The organism is Natronotalea proteinilytica, from assembly GCF_055379935.1.
Window position 1 is genome coordinate 26,018 of sequence record NZ_AP043946.1, and the last position, 19,530, is coordinate 45,547.

At 57.9% G+C, this 19,530-nt stretch carries 10 protein-coding genes and 2 pseudogenes; 5 read left to right on the forward strand and 7 right to left on the reverse strand.

The genetic code is table 11. From position 1 onward, the window contains the following. Positions 1-7: 7 nt before the first annotated feature. From ACZ5AL_RS00085 to brxL, 5 genes are all read left to right on the forward strand, one after another. Positions 8-1,807 (forward strand): DUF262 domain-containing protein, encoded by a 1,800-nt coding sequence (locus tag ACZ5AL_RS00085; RefSeq protein WP_464509749.1) that lies wholly within the window; start codon positions 8-10, stop codon positions 1,805-1,807. Positions 1,808-2,060: 253 nt separating this feature from the next. Continuing rightward, positions 2,061-2,483, forward strand: coding sequence for a helix-turn-helix domain-containing protein (locus ACZ5AL_RS00090; protein ID WP_464509750.1), 423 nt, complete (start codon positions 2,061-2,063; stop codon positions 2,481-2,483). A 90-nt stretch (positions 2,484-2,573) separates the two neighbouring features. Beyond that, the gene (locus tag ACZ5AL_RS00095; RefSeq protein WP_464509751.1) at positions 2,574-3,146 is read left to right on the forward strand and encodes a PIN domain-containing protein; all 573 of its coding nucleotides are present in this window, start codon (positions 2,574-2,576) and stop codon (positions 3,144-3,146) included. Positions 3,147-3,243: 97 nt separating this feature from the next. Beyond that, positions 3,244-5,787, forward strand: a complete 2,544-nt coding sequence (gene pglZ / locus ACZ5AL_RS00100) for a BREX-1 system phosphatase PglZ type A (protein ID WP_464509752.1) — start codon at positions 3,244-3,246, stop codon at positions 5,785-5,787. A 60-nt stretch (positions 5,788-5,847) separates the two neighbouring features. Further along, positions 5,848-7,977: a BREX system Lon protease-like protein BrxL gene (brxL, locus tag ACZ5AL_RS00105; protein ID WP_464509753.1), complete on the forward strand. Its 2,130-nt coding sequence runs from the start codon at positions 5,848-5,850 to the stop codon at positions 7,975-7,977. 71 nt (positions 7,978-8,048) lie between these two features. Here brxL and ACZ5AL_RS00110 read toward each other — a convergent pair whose 3' ends face one another. The 7 genes and pseudogenes from ACZ5AL_RS00110 to ACZ5AL_RS00140 all read right to left on the reverse strand — a co-directional run bounded on the left by ACZ5AL_RS00110 (position 8,049) and on the right by ACZ5AL_RS00140 (position 19,186). Next, positions 8,049-8,648, reverse strand: a complete 600-nt coding sequence (locus tag ACZ5AL_RS00110) for a hypothetical protein (protein ID WP_464509754.1) — start codon at positions 8,646-8,648, stop codon at positions 8,049-8,051. Positions 8,649-8,701: 53 nt separating this feature from the next. Next, positions 8,702-12,631: a DEAD/DEAH box helicase gene (locus ACZ5AL_RS00115; protein ID WP_464509755.1), complete on the reverse strand. Its 3,930-nt coding sequence runs from the start codon at positions 12,629-12,631 to the stop codon at positions 8,702-8,704. A gap of 273 nt (positions 12,632-12,904) precedes the next feature. Next, positions 12,905-14,106: pseudogene (locus tag ACZ5AL_RS00120) on the reverse strand (IS3 family transposase). Positions 14,107-14,262: 156 nt separating this feature from the next. Next, positions 14,263-14,694: a PIN domain-containing protein gene (locus ACZ5AL_RS00125; RefSeq protein ID WP_464509756.1), complete on the reverse strand. Its 432-nt coding sequence runs from the start codon at positions 14,692-14,694 to the stop codon at positions 14,263-14,265. Then, a complete protein-coding gene (locus ACZ5AL_RS00130; protein WP_464509757.1) occupies positions 14,691-14,939 on the reverse strand; it encodes a hypothetical protein in 249 nt (82 codons plus the stop codon). The genes ACZ5AL_RS00125 and ACZ5AL_RS00130 overlap by 4 nt, the downstream gene beginning before the upstream one ends. 158 nt (positions 14,940-15,097) lie before the next feature. Continuing rightward, positions 15,098-16,140, reverse strand: a pseudogene (dinB, locus tag ACZ5AL_RS00135) (DNA polymerase IV). Between the two features lie 127 nt (positions 16,141-16,267). Further along, positions 16,268-19,186, reverse strand: coding sequence for a hypothetical protein (locus tag ACZ5AL_RS00140; RefSeq protein WP_464509758.1), 2,919 nt, complete (start codon positions 19,184-19,186; stop codon positions 16,268-16,270). Positions 19,187-19,530: the final 344 nt, after the last annotated feature.

Sequence of the window (19,530 nt, forward strand, 5' to 3'; positions counted from 1 at the left end):
TCATATTATGGCTTTCGAAACCCCAATACCCGTCTGTGACGCCGTCGAAAACATTCGGCGCGGGAAATACCTGCTTCCTGCCATTCAGCGAGAGTTTGTATGGAAGCCTGATCAGATCATCCGGCTCTTCGACTCGCTGATGAAAGACTATCCGATCGGGTCGTTTCTTTTCTGGGATGTGGCGCCGGAAAAGGTCAAAGAGTACCAGTTTTACCGCTTCATCCAGGACTATCACGAGCGTGACCGCAAGCATAATGTCAAAGCGCAGCCGTCACAAGAACAGGATGTCGTTGCCGTTCTGGATGGTCAACAACGCCTGACATCCCTCTACATCGCGCTGAAGGGAAGTTACGCACAGAAAAAGCGGTACTATCATTGGTCAAGCGACCACGCCTTCCCAGTCCGTCGTTTGTATCTCAATCTCACTCAGCCGTCGGACGATTTTGACCTGGAATATGACTTCCGATTCAAAGAAGAAGAGGAAGATGTCATTCAGGATGAAGACGGCACCTGGATGCGGCTCAATCGAGTGCTCGACTTCAGTAACTTGACAGATGTTTTCAACTTCTTGCGTGACTACGACCTTCTTACCGAAAGGCAGTTTCCTCAGGACGCGTTGACCTCTCTTCATGAGGCTGTCAACAAGCGAGGGGTGGTCAGTGCGTACATGGAGAAGGATCAAGACCTGGATAAAGTACTGAACATTTTTATTCGGGTGAACAGCGCGGGAACCGTATTGAGCTACTCCGATCTGCTACTGTCTATTGCAACCGCGCAGTGGAAAACGTTGGATGCGCGCGAGGAAATTTATAGCTTCGTGGAGGAGATCAACGACATCGGCCGTGGATTCAGCTTCGGAAAGGACTTCGTACTAAAGACATCACTGATGCTCGCAGGATTGGACACACGCTGGACGGTGTCCAACTTCACGCGAGAGAACATGGAGAAAATTGAATCCATGTGGCCGGAGATCAAGAAATCAATCCAGATCACGGTCCGGCTGATTAACAACTTCGGCTTCTCCGGCGGGAATCTGCCCTCGGAGAATGCAATCATCCCGATCGCCTATTACATGGCTCAATCCGAAGCCCCCTCTAATTTTGCAGATAGCAAATATCACGCGGAAGAGCGTAAGCGGATCAAGCACTGGCTCCACGTGGCTCTGCTGAAACGAACGTTCACGGGGCAGCCGGATCCGATTCTTCGAACATGTCGGGAGACGATCGATGAACACGGCGATGACGGATTCCCCGACGAGAAAATCGTGCAGGCGATGAAGCAGACGCCGCAGTCGATGCGCTTTGATGAGGAAGAGCTCGGGGCGCTTCTGGAAAACAAGTACGGGAAGACGTACACATTCGTCGTCCTGTCCATGCTGTATCCCTGGCTTGATTTCGACGGAACGCTTCAGCAAGACCACATCCATCCGAAGAAGAGCTTCCATAAGTCGCACCTACAAAGTGAGGGCGTGACCGACCCAATTGAGATCGACGCGTTCAAAGAACATAGAGATCAGATCCCTAACTTACAGTTGATTCAGGGAATCTCGAATAGCGAGAAGTCGGGTACGCCGTTTGATGAGTGGATTCAAGAAAAGTATCCGGACCCGGAGAAGCGTTCCCATTACATGAGGCAGAACTACATCCCGGATGATGTCGACTTTTCGATTTCTGAGTTCAGAACGTTCTTCAAAAAGCGGCGTGATCTCATGCTTCAAGCACTAAAGGATGCCATCGGCTGGCGAAAGATCGTCTCTGCCCCAGAAGACGGCTCGGACTCCGGAGATGAAAGAGAATACAGCTGGTAAGTGTCGATGACGCTTCTTTCAAACGAATTGTAGGTTTGATGCAGAATCAAGTCCACAGAGGCCGCTCAGAGTTCTCGTTTCTGTTCAGTCTGCTGAGGCGTTCTGATACTGGAAGATAACCTTCACTCTGATCTTACCTCATGCGATGCTACAAAAGGGTTGAATATGATCCTTGTTATTCGGAACCCTCCTCCGTTTCGGTTATTACACTTATCGAGGCAAGTATTCCCATGACTCTACGAGTGGTGAACCGATGTCTACTGTAGCTCAGGATACCACACGCGTCAACGGCCCTGATCAGTCAAGCCTTCAGCGTATGAAGAAGCTTGCGGGTGAAGTATCGTCGGTGACCATTGAGGTCAAGGGACGCACTGTCAAGTTGTCTGCGCCTGATGTACAGGCGTTGATGAAGGAAATAGAGGCAGCAGGTGAGCAGAAAGAAGCTCAAGAGGAGCTAACAACGACAGAGGCTGCTGAGCTGCTCAATGTGTCTCGTCCCCATCTGGTAAAACTACTGAAGCAGGGCGACATCCCGCATCACAAGGTAGGATCTCATCACCGCGTGTACCGCAAGGACGTTCTTGCATACAAGAACGAGCAGCGGGAACGAGCGGAAGACGCACTGCAAGCTCTCTCGGATCAAGCGCAAGAGCTCGGTATGGGGTACGGGTCGTAATTCGACCCGTTTACAAGCTGTCACTCCATTAGGGTCGGTGTCTCGTCTATACTGAGGCACCGACTTTTCTTGTGTGCTCACCTTTTGCCCATGCGTTCTACGCCCGTTGCCGTTCTGGATGCGAACGTACTGTATCCTGCACAACTTCGTGATTTGCTCATGCGGTTGGCTGTGGACGATCTTTTCCGGGCTCACTGGAGTGATAAAATCCACGATGAATGGATGCGGAACCTGGTCGCCAACCGAGATGACATTGGATGGGAGAACGTAGAATACACGCGGTCGCAGATGGAGAAAGCCCTCCCTGGAGCCTCGGTGGAGGGGTATGAGAAGCGTGTCGAAGGGTTATGGCTCCCCGATCCGAATGACCGCCATGTACTGGCAGCAGCCATTGAGATTAAGGCTGGTTACATCGTAACAAACAACCTGCGCGACTTTCCGGCCCGTATACTCGCCGCAGAGGGCATCTGCGCATGCTCTCCAGACGATTTCATTATGATGCTGTACCACAGGCATCCTGTTGATGCCTTCACCGTGGTGAAGACACTTCGGGCTTCCCTGTCCAATCCGCCACGTACCCCGGATGAATTGGTGGACGACTTTCAGAATGGAGGCCTGCAACGGGTGGCCACGGAAATGAGAGGACATCTCTCCGATATTTAGCCCTTGCAGATTCATCCATTTCCGGTTGTCTCTGGTCCTCATGAGCACGATGTTGTAAGGTCCTTCCGCGCTGTGTCTCATTTGCCTACTGCGTCCGATGAAGTCGATCTACCAGCACGCTCAAGAGCAATTCGGGCGTCGTGATGCGCTCCGTGTCCTCTTTCTCTTCGATAAGGAGAGGGACCACGAGGAAGAAATCGACGACTGGCAGCACGAAGACATCAAATGCCTGCGTGTCGATAGCCCCGGACTCCGGACAATTTACCAGATTGAGAAGGCGTATGAGGGAGAAAAAGTCCTCGTTTACCAGGCGTCTCCCCGCCCGCGTAATCTCGGCACCTACCCGCTGGCAGATCTTCTGATCGCGAATGCAGAACTGACCGTCAAGCCCGAGGCCGAGCTTGCGGATCGATACAGCCTGCAGCCGGATGAGGCGGAACGGCTGGCCTCTTTTTACCGAACGGATTTTCGTCACGCATCCGTACGCGACTTTCTCTCACCGATCCTTCAGACGGGGAGGTTCACGAAGAAAGCGGTCGAGCGCGGTCTCCTTGCGTACCACCTTGACTTGCTTTCAGCGCTCCCCAGTTCGTTTGACCATATCCTGGCAGGGGTGTTTATCCTGGCTCAAGATGACGATCGGTTTGACCGCTTCGTGAAAGACTGTGAGGAACGGGGGCTTGCAGAACCGCTCGCACACCGCATCGCCCGACGATTCGGTCTTGATGGCATGCACCTGGACCACGACCTCGTTGTGCGGGCTGCGCAGAAGCTCAAGTACAACCTCCTAACGCAGACCCTCGAAGCGGTTCGTCCTGAGGATCCATACGCAGCGCAGCTCGCGATTACGGATACGCAGCTTCTCACTCAGATTCGGACGCTCGCACAGGTGTGGGACTCGCACGCGGATCTCGTCCCCGGATATATCTCTGTTCTGGAAGAATTGGCCTCAGGTGTCACAGAGAAAGAGCTCCTGGATGTTTATGGGGCGGACGCATCCTACGGATACCTTACGCCAGGCGTCAAGCGATCTCGCCTGCAGCACGCGGCCGACATTTTACAGGCCCGTCCGTCCAGGAGTCGGCAGGTTGCGAAGTCGCTTCGAGGTGACGACAAGGCCGGTCGGGCAGCGGAAGTAATCTGGCACATCGCCTCTTTCTACCAGCTACGTGCGGATCACCCCGACCTCACGGCGACCGATCTGAATGCAGCGGTTCGGGCCTACACGGAGGTCCACCATCGGTGCGATCTGCACTACCGCAAGGCGATTCGTGCATATCAGGTGATCCAGCATCAACACCCGGATTTTCAGGAGCTCTTAGCCGACCCCATCAAACGGTTTGAGGCCTCGTACTCGCGGGACTTCGTCCATCCTATGAACACGAGCTGGCAGAAGCTGCTGGAAGAGGATCCAACAAAGCTCCGAACCCTTGAAGCCCGACCGCTTGACACCTTCTTTGACACGCATGTCGCAGGAGATCCGCCGAAAACCGCCGTCGTCATCTCAGACGGCTTGCGGTACGAGGCAGCGGCTGAGCTCGCGACGAGAGTGCAGCAGGACGATTGGAAATCCGTGGAGACGGGAGCCATGATGGCGCCGATGCCATCCGTCACATCGCTGGGCAAGGCCTGCCTGCTTCCTCACGAGACACTGACCTGGGAGGATCAGAAGATTCTTGCCGATGACCTGCGGACGCAAAGCACCCGGGATCGCGAGCGAGTGTTGCAGAAGGTCCGGTCCGACATCAAAGCGCTGACCTTTGATGATCTCATTAAGCATACGACGACGACGGGCCGCGACCTGTGCAAAGAGTATCCGATTCTGTTCGTGTATCACGATCGGATCGATGCCACGGGCGATAAGCCAGATACAGAGGAAGACACGCCGGAGGCTGTCGAGCGGGCGATCGAAGAAATCGGCTCCGTCATTCAGAAGCTCAACAACTTCAACGTCCGTCGTGTGCTAATCACGGCAGACCACGGATTTCTCTTCGCGATGGACATCCACGACTCCATGCAGGAAGATGCGCCGGAGACGTCCGGGACCGAGTGGCTGCGAAAAAACCGGTGTGTGGTCGCGTCTGAAGTCAAGGGGACGGATGGGTACCGCTTCCCATTGCGTGATGTGAGCCCCATTGACGAGGATGGTGTTGTTGCTGTGCCGCGAGCAGTCAATCGATACCTACATCGAGGGGCCGGGAAACGGTATGCACACGGAGGGGCGAGCCTGCAAGAGTTGGTTGTGCCGGTGCTTGAAGTTAAGAAGGCGAGCAAGGACAAAGCGCAGAAGGTGGATGTCCGTCTCGTAACAAACCATCGGCAGATCAATTCTGGTGTCCTAAAGGTGCAGTTGATGCAGGTGTCATCCCTCTCCAAAAGCGCCCGTGCCCGATCTTTAGACATTTACCTCGTAGATAACGAGGGAGAGCGAGTCTCGAATAAACAGCGGTTGACGTTTGAATCCACGTCTACCGACCCGACAGAGCGAATTCAAGATGCGATTCTCGAACTTTCGCCAGAGGCAAACACGATCAACACCTGTCGGCTTGTTGCTTACGATCCGGATGAGACCGGCCAGCTCAATCGTGTGATCGATGAGCACTTCACGATACAGCGTCTCTTTGAGCAAGATGGATTTTAGGTCTTCGAATGAGCGACTCAAGCAGAGGTAACCGCGAAGTTCTGACTTTTGCTCAACACAATGGAAGATCAAGAAGCCAATACGAACGATCACCTGTCGCCCGAATCTGACCTGGAGGCGCTGCAAACAAAGATTGTGCGTGCGTTAGAGGGTAAAGTCGTGCGCAAAGACCTCACGCAGCTCGTGAAGGGCAACGCCATCGTGCCCACGTACGTGCTCGAATACCTGCTGGGCCAGTACTGCCCCACTGACGACGACGACCTGATCCGGAACGGGGTCGAGAAAGTGCGGCAGATTGTCCGCAACCACTACGTGCACCGTGATGAGGCCGAGCTGGTCAAGTCCACGATCCGTCAGCAGAAAGAGCACAAGATCATCGACCGGGTGTCGGTACAGCTGAACGAGAATCGCGACATCTATGTGGCTGCGTTCTCCAATCTGGGGATTCGCGGTGTGGAAGTCTCTGAAGAGGTGATCGAGCAGCACCCGAAGCTGCTCACCAGCGGCGTGTGGTGCATCGTAGACATGGCGTATCTGCACACGGAGGAAGCCCGCCGCTCCCCGTGGATCATCGAGCGGCTCAAACCGATCCAGATGGGCAGCTTCGACGTGCAGGATTACAGAGCCTCGCGCAGCCAGTTCACCACCGACGAGTGGCTCGACCTGCTGATCCAGAGCATCGGGCTGAATCCGGCCACCCTGAGCCGGCGCAACAAGCTCTACCAGCTCGTGCGGCTCATTCCCTTCTGCGAGCGCAACTACAACCTGATTGAGCTCGGGCCCAAAGGCACCGGCAAGTCGCATATCTACTCCGAGTTCTCGCCGCACGGCATCCTCATTTCAGGTGGCGACGTCACCAAGGCGAAGCTTTTCGTCAACAACAACACCGGCGATATCGGCCTGGTTGGCTACTGGGATGTGGTCGGATTCGACGAGTTCGCGGGCCAAGACAAGCGCGTAAGCCGGGGGCTGGTCGACATCATGAAAAACTACATGGCCAACCGCAGCTTCTCGCGCGGACGCGACACGATGTCGGCCGAGGCCTCGATGGCGTTTATCGGCAACACCGACCGCTCGGTGCCCTACATGATCAAGCACTCGAACCTGTTTGAGCCGCTGCCGAAGGGCTACTACGACCCCGCCTTCATCGATCGCCTGCACTTCTACGTTCCGGGATGGGAGGTCGACAAGCTGCGCAACGAGATGTTTACGGGCGGCTACGGCCTGATTGTCGACTACCTGGCCGAGGCGTTGCACACGCTACGCGGGGAAGACTTCAGCCTGATGGCCCGCGAGCGTTTCGAGCTGGACGCCTCACTCACCAAGCGCGACCGCGACGGCACCATGAAGACCCTTTCGGGGCTGCTGAAGCTGCTGTATCCAAACAAGCAGTGCCCGAAAGACGAAATGAAGCGTCTGCTGGAGTTTGCAATGGAAGGACGCAAGCGCGTGAAGGAGCACCTGCTCCGTATCGACGAGACGTTCGAGGTGGTCGACTTCCAGTTCAGCGACCGGGCAAGCGGGAGCGTCACCGCTGTAGATACGCTGGAGTTTCGCCAGTACCCGCAGCTTGTCGCCGACTACGAATCCGACGCAGACCGAGCCACGGGCACACGTGTGCCGGCGCCCGATCGTCCTGCCGAGCCGGGCGGCGAGCCTGACACAGAAACAGAGGACCCGGTGCTGGAAAGCGGGAGGCAGGTAGAGGTGATGGAGAACCAGAAGGGCATCTCCTACGAGACGCTCTTTGCCCCGTACCTGCGCGAGGCCACCAAGATCGAGATCATTGACCCCTACGTGCGGGCCTATCACCAGGTCAAGAACGTAATGGAGTTTTGCGACATGCTCCTCCGCACGCGCCCGGAAGGGGACGAGGTCGATGTTCACCTCATCACCGGCGCCGACACCGAAAACCAGGACGAGCAAGAGCAATTCTTAGACGAGCTCTCCGACAGCCTTGCGGGAACGGGCGTTCGGTTCACCTACGAGATTTCATGGGAGAGCATGCACGCCCGCTCGATCAAGACCGACACCGGCTGGAAGATTAGCTTAGACCGCGGGCTGGACATCTTTCAAGCGCCGACCAACCGTTTCGACCGGGGGCGCGTCAACCAGCAAGCCCGCCGCTGCAAGCCGTTTGAGGTCACCTACCTGCGTGATGAGGATGTGTCGTTGCAGGGTGGGGCGTAGATGTCTTTCTGTGTTCTACAGATGCTATAGAGCTTCTGAACGCGAGGCATGAGGCGCACGCTATGTGGCTTCTACAACATCACTGCAATCGCGATGTTGAGGAGCACCATTCCGCCTACAATCAGCAGCAGAAGCCGCAGGTGCTGTTTGGTATCGATAAGGGCCTGCTCTTGCTGCTGAAGGGCCTCTCGGTTGGAGCGCACTGCCGACTCCAGGGCATTTTGGTTGCTGCTTACCTGACCAAGACGGTCTTTGACGTTCCCCACCTGGTTGCTCGCCTGGATAATACGGTCGCCGTTGGACTGAATCCGGTCGATGATGGCTCGCTGCTGCTCGCTGTGGCGATCAATGGTCTCTTTGAGCTCGTCCTGCGAGGCGTCGAGGGTCGCCGTGGACTCCTGGATGCGGGCTTCCATTGATTCGAACCGCGCAGGGAAGTCTACGTCGTCAATCTGTTCAATAAGAGCAGACGTGGCATCGGCCAAGTCTTGTGTGGCGGCCTGCACGTCGTGGGCGGCTTGCGCAGCCTCCTGCGCGGCTTCTTTGCTCGATTCGATATGCTGAATCGCCGTATCCAACTGGCTGAGTTCGCGCTGCAGCGTCTGGAGTGATTGGCTTACGTCAGGCACACTGGCGAAAGACGTCGATGCAGTGTCGTTTGAGGTTGGCATAAAAGAAGTACGTGTTCGAATCAACAAGAGAGAAAGAAGAGGCTAACATTCTGCTACGCAGCTGCCGGCTCGTGCTGGGCGTCCCCCAGAAAGTCCGCGTTGAACTGCTCAATCCAGTCGGCATGCACCCGAGCAATTTCTTCAGATACGAGCCCTTCGAGCTCGCGGTCGTAGCGCAGTAGCCATTCGCTGTAGGTATCCAGCGCTGAGAGGATGTCATCGTGCGAAAAGCTCTTGACCTCGCGGAAGCAGTGCCACCCGTCTGCCATGTCGCGGCGGAAGGCGTCGTAGGTACCTCCATCGGTTAGGCAGCGCGTAAAGGCACGCAACAGGTAGAGCGCGCCGTTGTCGGTGTACTCGGTGAGCAGGCGGTCGCACGCCCCACGGAGATGGTTAATCTTGTCGTCTACGCCTTCAGTGTCTTCGATGTAGTGCCACACCAGGTCCAGAGAGAACGTCCGGTCGTCGATAGCGCGCTGCAGCTCGGGCAGGTAGCGCGAGTTGAAATAGGTATTGACCCGCGTTCTGAAGGCGCCTCGGTCGTCCAGACCGGCTTGTACCGCCTCTTCCATCGTGCGCATGGCGGCTTGCCGCTGCGATGCAATCTGATCGTAGACAAAGTCAATGACGTAGCCGATGCACTGGTGCAACACGGTTTTCCCTTCGGCTTCGCGCACCTCTTGGGGAATGCGACGGGCTTTTTCCGGGGACACATACCGCCCAATGTAGGTCTGCACGGCATTGATAAAGCCTTCGTCCCCGACGTCTTGGATCGTGGCCTCGATGATCCCGCGGCGGTAGTCAACGGTATAGTCTTGAATCAGCCCGACGGTGGAAAGGCGATAGACCGCCCGAAACGTATCGTCCTGGTTGCGACGACGCCGATACTGGCGCTGCAAGAAGTCGTCGTGCTCCTCGACCGACTCGTAGGGCGGCCAGTCGTTGCGCTTTTTGTGGTAGGCCCATTTGAGCTTCTTGACGATGTCTTTGGCCTTGCGTGCCTTCCGACATGCGAGCCGGACGATGGATTTATTAAACCCGCGGTCGACCTGGGTTTTGAGGTGCTGCACAATCTCTTCGGTTGGGCCCTGGCCTTCAAAGTCGATCTCCACGGGGCGTGTCTCGCCTTCTTTCATCTTTCGAAGGAGGGCCAGAAGGTCGGTATCGTTCTCGCCTACTGCGCCGGTGAGCACGTCCACAACGATCTGCTTTTCCTTCTCGGGCCCTTTGAACGAGCCGTTGTGGAAGAAGTGGAGCAGCTCCAGGTCGGTACTCACCGGAGGCTTATCCTCGGGTTGCTCGACCTCTAACCCCGAATACAAGATCACGCAGCGCGATGCAGCTCCGTCACGGCCCGCGCGTCCGGCCTGCTGGTAGTACGATTCGATGGACTGCGGGATGTTCATGTGCACCGTGTACCGGATGTTGGGCTTGTTGATGCCCATGCCGAATGCCTTGGTGGCGACCAGCGTGTGGACCTCGTTGTTGGTAAACCGCTGTTGAGCACGGGTGAGGTCTTCGTCGCTTTGGCTGTCGTTTGAGCTTGCAAACGTTCCTACCTTGTCTCGTAGCGGCTGAACGCTCCTCACAGCGCTTGCGACTTGATCCACGCCGAATTTACCATTGGCATGTGGAGTGAATACCAGTCCGGCCTGGGTTGTGTCATCGCGCAGGCGGAAGAAATCGCGGGGGGCTGTATCTCCTTCGGATGAGAAGAGATCATGATCGGGCATGTTTGCGATCAGATCTTGCAACGCCTCTTTCTTGGCACGATAAGTCGCTTTCTTCTTATCCCACGCACTGGCGTGTTCGTCGATATCCTCGACGGGGACGTTGACCACGTCGAAGTGGAGCTCCTTGCGTTCCATAGAGGCCGGCGTAATTGTCTTCGTTTCCTCGCCGAACTCCAACTCACGTCGTACATCAGCCAGGACGTCGAAGGAGGCGGTGCCGGTGAGCGCAACGATCGGAAGCTGGCCGTCCCACTCATGATCGCAGTGGGCCCGGACGTTGGGCCCGAGGCGTAGATAAGCGGGGCGGAAGTCATGGCCCCACTCGGATACGCAGTGAGCCTCGTCGACCACGCAGTACGCAATCGGGCGCTCCAGCGTGCCGAGGTAGTCCCGAAACTCCTGAATCTGCAGGCGCTCCGGCGCGACAAACGCAAACTGGCAGCGTCCCGCCTTCATGTCCGCCTGGGCCCGCTTGCGTTCTTTCGCGTTCAGCGAGGAGTTGATAAACGTGACGTTGCCAATCCCCGCCTCTTCGAGGTTGGCCTTCTGGTCCTGCATGAGCGACTTCAGCGGCGACACGATCAGCGTAAGGCCCGGCTGCAGTAAGGCCGAAAGCTGATACGTGAGCGATTTGCCCGCGCCGGTAGGGAGCAGGCCGATCACATCGCGCCCCGGAAGGGTTTCGCAGAGGATATCGACCTGTTTGGGGCGGTAGGCCTGCTTCCGGAAAAGATTGCGGAGCAGGTAGAGTAGCGCCTGAAATGCAGGCTTCCCTTCGGCCCGCGTGTCATCCAGCGGTGGGTCGACGGAGACCGTCTTTTCCTCGGGGGCGCCGTGGGCATCGCTTTCCACCAGCCGTTTCTCTTTCTCAGGCGGTGGCGGATCGGGGAGCGTATAGGAAATAGGCGCTCCTCCAGCAATGTGGTGAGCTTCCGTGGGCGCATAAGCCGATCGCAGGGTTGCCACAGGCGCATCGATGCGGGATGGATCCAGCGTATTCAGGCGGGGATGTAGGAGCATCGAGGTGTCGAGCACCAGATCCGCACCGGCAAGCAGGTGTTGGGTCTCGTCATCATCTAACGGATCGCCGTCAAACGCGGTATCTGCGGGCGCAGCCTCTCGCGTGAGGGCGCTGCACGAGCGATCACGTGCTACGTGCAGGTCAATGTCGGGAACCGTGCGGCCTTCGCCTTCCAGGTCGAGTAGAGCGCTCAACAGCCTCTTGAGGTCGTCAACGGCCAAGCGAGCGCCCGGGAGGTCGCGCTCTACGACCACAATGTGCCAGGTGTCCTGGTCAAGGCTTAGGAGCGATGTGCGAGTAAGACGAATGAGAGCCTTCTGGATGCGAGCGACATGGATGGGAAGAAGCGCCAAGAGCATCCAGTTGCGCCCGGCTTCCGTGTTGAAGAGCGGGGTCTTGTAGTTCGTTGCCAGTAGCTTGGCATATGGATGGTCCTCCAAAGCCTCTTGAATAGGCGCTGCAGCCTCATCGGAGAGAGAAGATGTGTCTTCTGCTTGGATACGACCTGTTGCCCACCCTGCCTGCCGACAGGCTCGGTCACGCTTGGCGTCAAGCTTCTGTTGGGTTTTTCCATGGTAGGCCTCGCCATCTACCTCCAGAATAAGGCCCTGGGTTGTACGAGGCAGGTCGGGCAGGTCAAGAGCAAAATCGACCCGCTGATTGGTAAAGGGGTGCTGCCTGCGCTCTGAAACGATCGTATCCATCGCGCGCTGCGGCTGCGTAGCCTGGGGCGCCCATGCACCAGCCGCCGATGGGAGTCCGTCGCGCAGAAATGCCCCCTCGGCATCGCTATCAAGCTGATCGGCACGGTCGCCTGCAACCTGCGCAGGCGTGACGCCCGGCATGATCGGTGCCAGTGCCAAGCGTAGGCGCTCGTGGTCGGCCTCTGTGACCGCACGCGTGAAGGGAAACGAGATCGAACTGTTCGAGGGGGCTTCCTCCGTCCATCCTATTTCTGAGGCAAGGGCCCGCTCGACGTTGACCGGAGCCAGCGTGGGGAGCCCGCGCGACACGATGTTGCCCGCGACGGCAAGAATAGATGCTGCGGAGCCGCTATCGTCATCTGCAAGAGCCTCTTCATATCCCTCCTTGGCATATCCCTCATCAGTGCGGACCGAAAGATCGAATGCAGTTAGCCGATCGAGGAGTATATCGGCTAAGGGATCGTCTTGCGGGCTTAGATGCTTTCGAATAGCGGAGAGGCAATACCCAGCGCGCATGAGCGACATAGAAGTGGGTTAAAGAACGAAAGGCATGATGCTTGGTTGGCGGAGATTACAACATGCTGGGACACAACATGTTGTAAAAACGCAATATGGGAGAGCGGAGTAGAGGTTCAAATTGTAACGGCCCTCTCTACTCAAGGCAACCTGTCCTGAATGAAAATAGCACGTCGCCTTATTCCCACTGCCAGGACAAAACAAAAATAGGAAGGGAGAGACGAAGATGACCTTCCCCCGATTGAACGGACAGTTTAGAAAGGAAGAGTACCTGAATGCTAATCATCGTTCAGCACTCACAGAGGCCGTTGCAGTGTCGTCATACCGGGCCTCAAACTCCACCGGACTCACATATCCGAGCGCCGAGTGGAGGCGTTTGCGGTTGTACCACACCTCAATGTACTGAAAAAGGTCCTGCTTCGCTTCCGATCGGGTACGGTATCGCCGGCGATGGACGCGCTCGGTCTTCAGCGTTCCGAAAAAGCTCTCGACTGAGGCGTTGTCCAGGCAGTTCCCTCGCCGGCTCATGCTTCCGCGAAGATGGTGATCCGCCAAAATCGCCCGCTGGTCTTTTGAAGCGTACTGACAGCCGCGATCACTGTGATGGATCAGCCCCGCATTGGGAGTGCGCTGACGCAGGGCCATCTCCAGTGCCTCAGTGGCCAGTGCTCGCCCCAACGTCTCTTTCATGGCCCAGCCAACGACACGCCGCGACGAAAGATCTAACACCACCGACAGGTAGAGCCAGCCTGCATCGGTCGGGATGTAGGTGATGTCTGCTGCCCACTTCACGTCGGGAGCCTCAGCGGTAAAATCTTGCGCCAATATGTTCTCAAACGTTGGAAGCTGCGGATCTGAGACCGTGGTGCGGGGCCTGGTCCGAGCAGGCCTCATAGCCCTCAGGCCGGCTTTGCGCATCAACCGGGCCACTCTGTTTTCGCCACAGCCTCTGCCGTTTGATCGTAGTTGGCGACAGATGCGCGGACTTCCGTACGTCTGATCGGAGATCTCAAACTCCTCTCGGATCTGGCGCAACAGCACTTGGTTCGCCGCCGCTCGCCTACTTTTGGTGCCGTGCCGTCGGCGCCAGTCGTAGTATCCACTCCGACTGACACGAAGCACCGCACACATCCTGCTCACGGCAAATTGCCCACGATGGGCTTCGATGAACCGGTATCTCAGCGTAGGCGTCGCTCTACGGGAGCAGTGCTGAAGATACCGATCGCTTTTTTTAGGATTGCGTTCTCCTCTTCAACGCGAGCGAGGCGCCGCTTGAGGGCGTTCATCTCAGCATCCCTCACCTTGCCTTTTCCCGGAAACGCCTTCTTCGGGGCGCTCTCCTTTTTGAGCTTCGCGCGCCACTTATAGATCTGGCCGTCGGGAATCCCCAGATCACGCTCTGCTTGAGCTGTGTTGCCGATCCGGTCGGCCAGTTCAACGGCTTCAAGTTTAAACGCCCTGGTATACGTTCGTCGTTTTGTCATGGTCACCTCGGTTGATTGTGGATCAGAGAATATACGCCTTTCCGAGGTGTCCGCCAAACTGGGGGAAGGTCAAGGAGGGTGTCCACCGTCCTTGGGTAGAGAGATGCGATCTTGTGATGCGATCTTGTACAGTTCGCTTAGCGTAGCGAACCGCCCTTAGCTGGAAAACCAGTTCTCAATGTGTATATCTTCCGTCACCGCCTCATAGGCCTCAAAATCGGATGTATTACGCGTGACCAGGATGAGGGACCGCGTGGCGGCTATGGCCGCAATCTGTCCATCTACGAACGGCTGCGGGCGCCCTTGCGCCTCCAGCGCTGCGCGCGCCTCGCCGTGCCAGCGGGCGGCGTCACGGTCGTACGGAATGACGGGCATAGACGGGCGCACCACCTCCGCAAGGTAGTCGGCCAGATATCGGCGGCGCTTGCCTTCCGGCATCCGCCGCACGCCGTAGACGAGTTCATGCCAGGCTGGAGCAGGCAAGGCCACTTCACCGCTGTGTACATCCAATCGGTTTACGACAGCAGCATTCGGCTCTGGGCGTGCCGGTTCGGAGATGATATTCGTGTCCAAGAGGTAGCGAATCACAGGCGTACCTCGCGTCCAGGATCATCGCTCCGCAAACCGGTGAGGTCGTCTTTGGTGAGTGGCGACGGCCCATGCTGCTTGCGGAAGCGGCGGTAGGCGGTCCCAAACGAATCCGGCTGTTCGGCGACGGCCCGCTCCAACAGCAAGATCGCTTGCTGATTGAGGCTGCGACGTTCGGTATCAGCCAATTTCCGAATCCGGTCCATAACCTTTTCGGGAACGCCTTTAAGTGTGAGGGCAGACATAGGCAGAACAAGTGGTTTGAGGAATATGGTGTGTTATGGTTGCGTATTGCACCGCTTTGTACAGGACACGCTGCGCTCGGTTCACTTGTAGGGTTCACTTGTAGACCGAGCCTCCTCTACTGATGCAGACCGAATCCCCTCCTCAACAAGAGGCTGCCTCACGAAAACGCCAGCTCCAGCTGCATACCCGATGCGTCTTCGGCGATCAGCGAAGAGACCGTCAGGCCCAACAGGCGCAGTGGTTTCTCCGGCGGATGCGGCTCCCGAAGCAGCCGGTCGGCCCACTGCATCAGTACCTCGGCAGACGCCACCGGACGCTGAAGCGTCGTCTGGCGCGTGAGGACTTCGTGCCGATGGGTTTTCATCTTCAGCGTGACCGTCCGCCCTTTGTGCCCGGCACGCCCTAAGCGCTGGGCCACCCGCTCGGCAATCGGCTGCAGGCGATGCAGCATCTGCTCGGGACCGGTGATATTGCTGGAAAACGTCCGCTCGGCGCCGACGGACTTCCGTTCTCGGTTTGGGCGCACCGGACGCGGGTCTTCTCCCCGGGCCATCGCCGCAAACCACCGCCCGCGCTTACCGAAGCGTCGGACCAGGTCACGCTCGTCCATCTGTTGAAGATCGGCCCCGGTGTGGATGTCCATCTTCTCCATCGCTTCCGCCGTCACTGGACCCACGCCCCGAAACGCCTCGATCGGCAACGCGGCGATAAACGCCTGCATCTCCCCCGGACGTACCACCGTGCAGCCGCTTGGCTTCTCCCAGTCGGAGGCGACCTTGGCGACAAACTTGTTCGCGGCCACGCCCGCAGAGGCCGTCAAGTCGCGTTCCGTGCGGATGGCCGCGCGAATTTCCTCGGCGACAAGGTGCTGGAGGGCGGCCCTTGCTTCGGGGTGGTCACGTCGAGGTAGGTCTCGTCCAGCGAGCCCGGCTCAATGAGATCGGTGTACCGGCGAAGGATCTGGCGGATGGCGCGGGACTCCTCCTTGTAGATATCCATGCGAGGCGGCACAAAGATAAGATCCGGGCACCGGCGCGCCGCTTCCGCGGAGGGCTGCGCCGAGCGAATCCCGTACGGGCGGGCCTCATAGCTGGCTGTCATCACCACACCCCGCGGCGGCCCGCCTCCGACCGCGATCGGCTGGCCCGCATACCGGCCGGGATCGTCGCGCTGCTCGATGGACGCGTAGAAGGCGTCCATGTCCAGATGAATGATCTTACGGGACGCGTTGGGCACAGCACATAAGGCAGATAGCCGAGAAGATCGAAGGTCCAAAAGACTCCTTTGCGATACGATCAACGGAGCGTATCGTTTGCGCGACGGTCCGTCATATGACTGCATCATCCGATCCCATCCACTGATTGAGGTCGTTCCGAAGGCGCGTCAGTTCCGCGTCGGTCGGCGGCTCGTCCTCACGCAGGTAGTCGGCAAATCGGTTGATCTCCAGCGGGGATTCAGGCAGCACCTCCTGCTGGAGCGCCTCCGGGATGGGTGCTCCGGTGATCAATCCGTCGTGCTCGTTGCCCATCACCGGGATGCCTTCTTCGGCGCACCGAGCCGCCAGGCGATGCATCTTGTCGGCCTCGTTGCCCTGCAGGTACCACGCCAGCACACGCTTGCGCATCTCATGCCGGTCATATTTAGGGGCGCCATCGTCATCGGTTTGGGTTGCTCCATCAGCGTCGGTGCGGACGTAGTCGCTCTTGCGGAACGGCCGGGCGCACGCATTGCGCATCACATAGCCGCCGGCGTTGTATTTGTTTGCGTCCCAGTAGGCGCCGAGCAGGTCGTCGGCCAGCGCCCGCACCGCCTGCTTGAGCGGGCGAAAATGCTCCGAGGCCGCCTGGTACACTGTGTCGGCGTCGCCGCCGTCCTCCCGCACCGCACGCCGCACAATGCGGACTGCCTCTGGAATCGTCTGGAAGGCTTGCCGTAGTGCATTTTCCAGCGTTGCCTTCCAACCGCCCATGAACCCGGTCATGTACAGCAAGCTCTTGTATGCATCGCGGCTGATGCCGAGGGTGTCGGCGTTTGCCTGCTTCGACGTATTCAGGTAGCGGGAACGGAGCAGGGCGGTGTCGACGGTCGAGACTCGCTCGGTCGCCTCGATGATATCGCGGAGTTGGCTACTGGAGAGGTCGTAGTTGTAGAGACGCCCCGCGCCTTCCAGCCGGGCGAAGGCCGCCGCTTTCATCTCGCGGGAGCAGCTCTGCAGCGCACCGCCCTTCTCGGAGACGCGTCCGCTGATGGCCTGCACACGCCATGCGGTATCGTACGCCCATATATTGCCCCAGACGTGGCGGGGACGCTGGCGAATGATTGCCGCGTAACACCGGAGATCATTGAGATATGCCTTTTGAAGCCGGCGATGGGTCAGGTAGGCGCTTGTGTAATGCGGGCCGGGATAAATCCGCTTCCAGTGCGCCAAGGACACGTTCGTGGGCCACCCGTGCTCTTTGAGTTCCGCGTCGGAAGTATAGAAGTACGCCCGCACATGACGATTGAAGTCTACCGTGGTCTTACGGCGGACCTTGAGGCGGGCGGCCTCCACCTCACGTTTCTGGCGGACCAGGTGGGTCTCTACTGCGGCCTTGTCGAATTGCTTTGTCGCGTCTTTCAAGACCTGCAGCCCCTTAAGCAGCGACCCGTTGTATTGCTTGCGATTGCTATCGTAGAGCCGGGTCTGCTGCTTTTTGAGAGGTTTACATTGTCCAGTGAACGCATCAACGGAAGGCACACCGCTCTCCTTCGTATCGCTTTCGTTGTCTTCGTCAAACCGCCGTTCCAGAAAACGTCTGAGCCACTCCGGATCCACCTGAAACTCTCGTACCCTGTTATCTTGGGAACTGTGCTTCCGGTATGTGATGAGGCTGCGCTCGACAAGTGGCCTCCAGACCATGGCGGTCCGATCATGCTCCTCTGGAGACACGGGCAGGGTCTGCCGAATATGCTTGTAGTAAAACGGAAACCAGCCGTCCGATCGTTTCTGCTGGGCGGCCGACGAGCGGACAGCATGAACGAAGAAATGATGCGCTGCATCAGACAGCCCACGCGTTGCTTGTTCGATCATCTGAGCCTGGGATGAGCACACGGTCCACGTATCGCTGAAGTGAATGCCGTCTCGCTCAAAGAGTGCATTAGGGCCAGCTTTGCGGCCAACAGCGAAGGTGGCAGATGATGGGTCAGATCGATCTAAACCGCGTTTTTGGGAGCTATTGGAACTACATTCTGAATCCTTTGGCGTGTGGGTTGTGGTTGTTGGTTCGGGTTCCTCGTCGGGGCCTTGGGCTGTATGCGGGTCTTCTGTTGTGTGTGGGGCTGTGGTTTTATTCGGCTCTGGTTTGTTTAGGCACTCCCCATCAGCCTGATCTCCATCCCCGCCATCTCCCAACGAGCGATTCCGATAAACAGAAGACGAATCAGTAGAAGCCAATCCGACCTGAAGCCGGTCAAAGAGCGAAGGCTGTTCACCAAATGGCTGTTCGGCATCCAGGCGATGCTGGGCCAAGGCCACAGCCTCAAGCACGCGTGCCATTTCCTCAGGACGTGTGACGGTCAGCTGGTGCCCACCGACATACCGCTTGACGGTGAAAAGCGATATATCAATGTTGAGAATGCCGCCGCGATCTCTGACTGCCTCTGCATGACGATCTCGCATCTTGTCATAGACTGCCGAGATCGAGAGGTTGTATGTAAGACGCCTATCGCCGACTGCTGCATCCGTAAGCTCTTCCGTATTCAGGTTTAGCGTCTCGGATAACGCCCTGAGGCAGTCCAGAAACGCATCATCGGCAAGGTTTGGGCTAACCTCCGACAAGATCTCCGCCGCCCCTGAGGCCCTCACACGCCCCTGTGGGCGGCGGTCGCGATCGTCGTGCCAGTCCAGCCAGTCCACGGTTGCTTGGACGGCGATCGTATCGGGCGTGTACTCAGTCTGGCGCCGCCGATTCGTCTTCGGGTTGTACCGCCCGGGCCGGATGGCCATCACCGTCGTCTTCAGCGTCGTAATGCCGGCTTTGCGGATTGAGGAGCCCGTATGATCGTAAATGGCAGCCGAGTGCACTCGGACTGGACGCCCCCTGCCCTCAAGGCAGATATAGAGCACCACTCGGAGCCAGTCGACAGGCGCGACCTCTGGAGGCGTAGGATCCTCGTCCTGCCCACGTTTGGTAAGCGGATTATTCACCACCGCTTCCACCGCCGAACTGGTAGCTGCAAGATCGGCGACGTCCCGCTCCGAAAGCATTTTGATGTGCTCTGCGACTCGGTTTGGGTCACGTCCCTCCAGCGCAAGGTGAAGTTGACGCCGGGCCGTTTCCTCGCGGGTCAGCCCTTCATCACTGCTCGGCTGTTCGGCTCTGCAGTCCCTTCTGGAACTCCTGCGCCGTCTTGGCCGGTCCCGTCGTCCATAGCGGCGCGCCGATTGCGGTTCGTTGGCGTCCGATTCGTCGTCATCCTGCTTCGGGCCGGGACCGCTCCCATCATTCTGTGTCGGAGTTAGATCACAGTTTGGTGGGGGATGGTTTGACTGTTCGCAGTCATGCCGGCGGGGCGGCGAAAAGATGTGTCGGTGAGGCCGGGTAGTTGACT

Coding starts and splice junctions, on each gene's coding strand:
- ACZ5AL_RS00110 (WP_464509754.1), bottom strand. CDS start 8,648: ATGCCAACCTCAAACGACACTGCATCGACGTCTTTCGCCAGTGTGCCT.
- brxL (WP_464509753.1), top strand. CDS start 5,848: ATGGAAGATCAAGAAGCCAATACGAACGATCACCTGTCGCCCGAATCT.
- ACZ5AL_RS00085 (WP_464509749.1), top strand. CDS start 8: ATGGCTTTCGAAACCCCAATACCCGTCTGTGACGCCGTCGAAAACATT.
- ACZ5AL_RS00095 (WP_464509751.1), top strand. CDS start 2,574: ATGCGTTCTACGCCCGTTGCCGTTCTGGATGCGAACGTACTGTATCCT.
- ACZ5AL_RS00090 (WP_464509750.1), top strand. CDS start 2,061: ATGTCTACTGTAGCTCAGGATACCACACGCGTCAACGGCCCTGATCAG.
- ACZ5AL_RS00130 (WP_464509757.1), bottom strand. CDS start 14,939: ATGTCTGCCCTCACACTTAAAGGCGTTCCCGAAAAGGTTATGGACCGG.
- pglZ (WP_464509752.1), top strand. CDS start 3,244: ATGAAGTCGATCTACCAGCACGCTCAAGAGCAATTCGGGCGTCGTGAT.
- ACZ5AL_RS00115 (WP_464509755.1), bottom strand. CDS start 12,631: ATGTCGCTCATGCGCGCTGGGTATTGCCTCTCCGCTATTCGAAAGCAT.
- ACZ5AL_RS00140 (WP_464509758.1), bottom strand. CDS start 19,186: ATGCTTTCGGAGCGGGACGTCGCCGATCTTGCAGCTACCAGTTCGGCG.